The sequence below is a fragment of the Cedecea sp. P7760 genome (genome assembly GCF_013386425.1).
GTDB lineage: Bacteria > Pseudomonadota > Gammaproteobacteria > Enterobacterales > Enterobacteriaceae > Cedecea > Cedecea selenatireducens.
Map to the genome: position 1 here is coordinate 1 of NZ_JACARU010000094.1, position 5,303 is coordinate 5,303.

General features: G+C 57.0%; 4 protein-coding genes and 2 pseudogenes. 4 read left to right on the plus strand and 2 right to left on the minus strand.

The window, feature by feature from the left end:
- A pseudogene (locus HX778_RS24300) lies at positions 1-252 on the minus strand (hypothetical protein); the annotation flags it as partial.
- Here HX778_RS24300 and trpD point away from each other — a divergent pair.
- The 4 genes and pseudogenes from trpD to trpA all read left to right on the plus strand — a co-directional run.
- Positions 205-927 (plus strand): annotated as a pseudogene (gene trpD / locus HX778_RS24305) (anthranilate phosphoribosyltransferase); the annotation flags it as partial. The pseudogenes HX778_RS24300 and trpD overlap by 48 nt on opposite strands.
- A 4-nt stretch (positions 928-931) precedes the next feature.
- Positions 932-2,293 (plus strand): bifunctional indole-3-glycerol-phosphate synthase TrpC/phosphoribosylanthranilate isomerase TrpF, encoded by a 1,362-nt coding sequence (gene trpCF, locus HX778_RS24310; protein WP_038482555.1) that lies wholly within the window; start codon positions 932-934, stop codon positions 2,291-2,293.
- Positions 2,294-2,305: 12 nt separating this feature from the next.
- Complete coding sequence (trpB, locus tag HX778_RS24315; RefSeq protein ID WP_176983316.1) at positions 2,306-3,496, plus strand: tryptophan synthase subunit beta; 1,191 nt, start codon at positions 2,306-2,308, stop codon at positions 3,494-3,496.
- A complete protein-coding gene (trpA, locus tag HX778_RS24320; protein ID WP_038482549.1) occupies positions 3,496-4,302 on the plus strand; it encodes a tryptophan synthase subunit alpha in 807 nt (268 codons plus the stop codon). The genes trpB and trpA overlap by 1 nt, the downstream gene beginning before the upstream one ends.
- Before the next feature lie 34 nt (positions 4,303-4,336).
- On the opposite strand, the gene ompW is transcribed toward trpA, so the two are convergent.
- A complete protein-coding gene (gene ompW, locus HX778_RS24325) occupies positions 4,337-4,969 on the minus strand; it encodes an outer membrane protein OmpW (protein WP_038482546.1) in 633 nt (210 codons plus the stop codon).
- Positions 4,970-5,303: the final 334 nt, after the last annotated feature.

The window sequence follows — 5,303 nt, forward strand, 5'->3', positions numbered from 1 at the left end:
GTGATACTTAGGCGCAAACAGGAAGCAGACGCCCAGCTCGTCCAGCGCTTTGCGGGAAGCGTCGGCATTCATTTCAAGGTTGATGCCAAATGCTGCCAGCAGGTCGGATGAACCGGACTTGCTGGACACGCTGCGGTTACCGTGTTTGGCGACCTTAAGCCCTACCGCTGCGGCGACAAAGGCGCTGGCGGTGGAGATATTAATGCTGTTGCTGCCGTCGCCGCAGCGGTAGGGCTTAAGGTCGCCAAACACGGTAACCGCAGCGTGTCCAGCAAGTCCGGTTCATCCGACCTGCTGGCAGCATTTGGCATCAACCTTGAAATGAATGCCGACGCTTCCCGCAAAGCGCTGGACGAGCTGGGCGTCTGCTTCCTGTTTGCGCCTAAGTATCACACGGGTTTCCGCCACGCGATGCCGGTTCGCCAGCAGCTGAAAACGCGCACCCTGTTCAACGTGTTAGGCCCGCTGATTAACCCGGCACACCCGCCGCTGGCGCTGATCGGTGTTTACAGCCCTGAGCTGGTACTGCCGATTGCTGAAACACTGCGCGTCCTCGGCTACAAACGCGCGGCAGTTGTTCACAGCGGCGGCATGGATGAAGTTTCGCTTCACGCGCCAACGCTGGTTGCCGAACTGAACCACGGCGAAATCAAAAGCTACCAGCTGACCGCCGCCGATTTCGACCTGCCTGCCTACCACCAGGAAGCGCTGGCGGGCGGCACGCCGGAAGAAAACCGTGACATTCTGACCCGCCTGCTACAAGGTAAAGGTGAGACAGCGCACGAGTCTGCCGTCGCGGCAAACGTGGCCATGCTGATGCGACTGCACGGCCATGAAGACCTGAAAGCTAACGCACAGAAAGTGCTGGATGTATTACGTAGCGGTGCGGCATACGACCGCGTGACCGCGCTCGCGGGGAGAGGATAAGGCAATGCAGGAGACCGTATTAAACCGCATCGTGGCTGACAAAGCGCTGTGGGTCGAAGCCCGCAAACAGCAGCAGCCGCTGGCGAGCTTCCAGAATGAGATAGTGCCAGCCACGCGCAACTTCTATCACGCGCTGCAGGGGGCCCGCACCGTCTTCATTCTTGAGTGCAAAAAAGCGTCCCCGTCTAAAGGGGTTATCCGCGACGATTTCGATCCGGCCCGAATTGCAGGCGTTTATAAGCATTATGCTTCTGCGATATCGGTGCTGACCGACGAGAAATACTTCCAGGGCAGCTTTGATTTTCTGCCTGTCGTCAGCGGGATTGTCAGCCAGCCGGTGCTGTGCAAAGACTTTATTATCGACGCCTATCAGATTCATCTGGCGCGTTTTTACCAGGCAGATGCTTGCCTGCTGATGCTCTCGGTGCTGGACGACGAACAGTATCGCCAACTGGCCGCGGTTGCCCACAGCCTGAATATGGGCGTGCTGACCGAAGTGAGCAACGAAGAAGAGCTGGAGCGTGCTATCACGCTCGGCGCCAAAGTCGTCGGCATCAACAACCGCGACCTGCGCGACCTGTCCATCGATCTGGATCGCACCCGGCAGCTGGCGCCGCGCCTGACCCACGGCGTGACGGTTATCAGTGAATCTGGCATCAATAATTACGCTCAGGTTCGCGAGCTTAGCCACTACGCGAACGGCTTCCTGATTGGCTCTGCGCTGATGAGTGAAGATGACCTGAACGCTGCGGTACGCCGCGTGCTGTTTGGGGAGAACAAAGTCTGCGGCCTTACGCGTGGCGAAGATGCTCGTGCAGCTCAGGAAGCCGGAGCTATTTACGGTGGTCTGATCTTCGTGCCTGCTTCACCTCGCTTTGTCACCGATGATAAAGCCGCAGCGGTGATTGCCGCCGCCTCGCTTCGCTACGTGGGCGTTTTCAGAAACACGCCGGTAGCGGAAGTCGTGGCGAAAGCAGAGAAATTCTCGCTCAGTGCGGTTCAGCTCCACGGCGCTGAAAACCAGGATTACATTACTGAGCTACGAGCCCTGCTGCCGGCGAATACACAGATCTGGAAAGCATTGAGCGTGGCTGACACGCTGCCCGAGCGCAATCTACAACACGTGGATAAGTACGTGTTCGATAACGGCCAGGGCGGCACCGGGCAAAGCTTTGACTGGCGACTGTTAGCCGGACAAAAGCTGGAAAACGTGATTCTGGCGGGCGGCCTCGGAGCGGATAACTGCGTGGAAGCGGCAAAAGCCGGCTGCGCGGGACTGGATTTCAACTCCGGCGTGGAAAGCGCGCCGGGAATAAAAGATGCTAACAAGCTGGCTGCGGTCTTTCAGACCCTGCGGGCTTACTAAGGAAGAGATACCATGACTTTACTGAACCCTTATTTTGGTGAATTTGGCGGCATGTATGTGCCGCAGATCCTGATGCCTGCCCTGCGCCAGCTTGAAGAAGCTTTCGTGGCGGCGCAAAGCGATGCGGAGTTCCAGGCCGAGTTTACCGACCTGCTGAAAAACTACGCCGGGCGCCCAACAGCCCTGACGAAATGCCGTAACCTGACGGCAGGCACCAACACTACGCTGTACCTCAAGCGTGAAGATCTGCTGCACGGCGGCGCGCACAAAACTAACCAGGTACTGGGCCAGGCCCTGCTCGCCAAACGCATGGGTAAAACCGAGATCATCGCCGAAACCGGCGCGGGTCAGCACGGCGTAGCCTCTGCGCTCGCCAGCGCCCTGCTCGGCCTGAAATGCCGCATCTATATGGGGGCCAAAGACGTTGAGCGCCAGTCGCCAAACGTCTTCCGCATGCGCCTGATGGGTGCCGAAGTGATTCCGGTACACAGCGGTTCATCCACCCTGAAAGATGCCTGTAACGAGGCGCTGCGCGACTGGTCTGCAAGCTATGACACCGCGCACTACATGCTCGGCACTGCCGCCGGCCCGCACCCGTTCCCAACCATCGTCCGTGAGTTCCAGCGCATGATCGGTGAAGAAACCAAAGCGCAGATTCTGGAGAAAGAAGGCCGCCTGCCTGACGCGGTGATCGCCTGCGTGGGCGGCGGCTCCAACGCCATCGGCATGTTTGCCGACTTTATCGACGAAACCGGCGTGGGCCTGATTGGCGTCGAACCTGCCGGGCACGGGATCGAAACCGGCGAACACGGCGCGCCGTTGAAGCACGGCCGCGTGGGCATTTACTTCGGCATGAAGTCGCCGATGATGCAGACCGACGAAGGCCAGATTGAAGAGTCTTACTCTATCTCTGCCGGGCTCGACTTCCCGTCCGTTGGGCCACAGCACGCTTATCTGAACAGCACCGGGCGCGCCGATTACGTGTCCATTACCGATGACGAAGCGCTGGACGCCTTTAAAACGCTGTGCCGCAGCGAAGGCATTATTCCTGCGCTGGAGTCTTCCCACGCCCTCGCCCATGCCTTGAAAATGATCCGCGAGAATCCTGAAAAAGAGCAGCTGTTGGTGGTGAACCTCTCTGGCCGCGGCGACAAAGACATCTTCACCGTCCACGATATTCTGAAAGCACGAGGGGAAATGTAATGGAACGTTATCATCATCTGTTTGAACAACTGCAGGCCCGCAAGGAAGGCGCATTCGTTCCCTTTGTGACGCTGGGCGACCCGAACCCGGAGCTTTCGCTGAAAATTATCGACGCGCTGATTGAAGGCGGGGCGGATGCGCTGGAGCTGGGTATTCCGTTCTCCGACCCGCTGGCGGATGGCCCAACGATTCAGGGCGCAGCGCTGCGTGCCTTCGCCTCTGACGTGACGCCAACTCAGTGCTTTGAAATGCTCGCCGCGATCCGCCAAAAGTACCCGGAAATCCCGATTGGCCTGCTGATGTATGCCAACCTGGTGTTTAACCGCGGTATCGACGAGTTTTACGCGCTGTGTGCCAAAGTGGGCGTGGATTCGGTACTGGTAGCCGACGTACCGGTTGAAGAGTCAGCCGAGTTCCGTAACGCCGCCATGCGCCACGGTGTAGCGCCTATCTTCATCTGTCCGCCAAACGCCGACGATGCGCTGCTGCGTGAAATTTCGTCCCACGGCCGGGGGTATACTTACCTGCTTTCCCGCGCAGGGGTTACCGGCACTGAAACTCGTGCTCAGCTGCCTCTTAACCATCTGATTGAGAAACTGGGCGAGTATCATGCCGCGCCACCTCTGCAAGGTTTTGGTATTTCTGAACCTTCTCAGGTTCGCGATGCGATTTCCGCTGGCGCAGCGGGGGCAATTTCAGGCTCTGCGGTGGTGAAAATCATTGAGAAGAATCTGGCACAGCCAGAGGTGATGCTCAGCGAACTGAAGGTCTTTGTACAGAATATGAAAGCCGCGACTCGCGGTTGATCGGTAAAAGGCCGGGGAGACCCGGCCTTTTTTCTTAGAAGCGGTAACCTGCGGAGAACATAAATACCCACGGGTCAATGCGCGTCTTAATACTTTGCTGCTCACCCGCGGCTTTAAATTTCACCGTAGTGTCGATGTCCATATACCAGACGGACATGTTCAGCAGCCAGTCGTCATTCACCATATAATCCAGCCCGACCTGGCCTGCCGCCCCCCAGGAATCTTTCACTTTCAGATCGCTCAGACCCGCGCTTTTGCCGGTGTCGTTGAAGCTTGCATCAAAGAAAGTCGTGTAGTTCACGCCGACGCCCACATAAGGACGCACTTTGCTACCCGCATCGCCAAAATACCACTGCGCCATCAGCGTCGGCGGCAACTGATGCACGGTCGCCAGGTCGCCGGTTGGCCCAAGCCCAACCTTGTGGCGGAACGGCGTGGCTGCCAGCAGTTCAATACCGATGTTGTCGGTGACCATGTAGTCAAAGGTCAGCCCCAGTTGGGTATTGTTATCAACCTTAAAACTCCCCATCTTGAGCACGTCGTCCGAACCGGCGGTTGGTCGAACCGTCGCGGTACCCGCACGCATAAAGAATTCCCCCGCCTGATGCGCCGAAGCCGCACCGGACAGACACCCCATCGCCAGTAATGCCAGAGTGAGTTTTTTCATAGCCCTTCCCTTGTTATGGTTTTTAACAGCGGGCTGAATATACTCAGAAAGAAGTACAAAGTGATCTAACACCGATCACACTTTGCCTTCTAATTTAACATTCAATGATCTGGATTAATTTTTAGTGACGACATGAAAAACAACAAAGCGAAACCAGATCAATTTTATTGAATTATCAGTTTTCGTAAATTTCTGTCATATCTGTACAACCTGCAGGCTAATCGACGCTATTCAACCGCTTAGAGAAAGTCTTTGTGGTGCCACGACGCCTGCATCCAGGGTACAATTGCCCGCAGATTGATAACCGCTAGCAACACCAAGGAGAGTGCATGTC

Coding starts and splice junctions, on each gene's coding strand:
- trpCF (WP_038482555.1), top strand. CDS start 932: ATGCAGGAGACCGTATTAAACCGCATCGTGGCTGACAAAGCGCTGTGG.
- trpB (WP_176983316.1), top strand. CDS start 2,306: ATGACTTTACTGAACCCTTATTTTGGTGAATTTGGCGGCATGTATGTG.
- trpA (WP_038482549.1), top strand. CDS start 3,496: ATGGAACGTTATCATCATCTGTTTGAACAACTGCAGGCCCGCAAGGAA.
- ompW (WP_038482546.1), bottom strand. CDS start 4,969: ATGAAAAAACTCACTCTGGCATTACTGGCGATGGGGTGTCTGTCCGGT.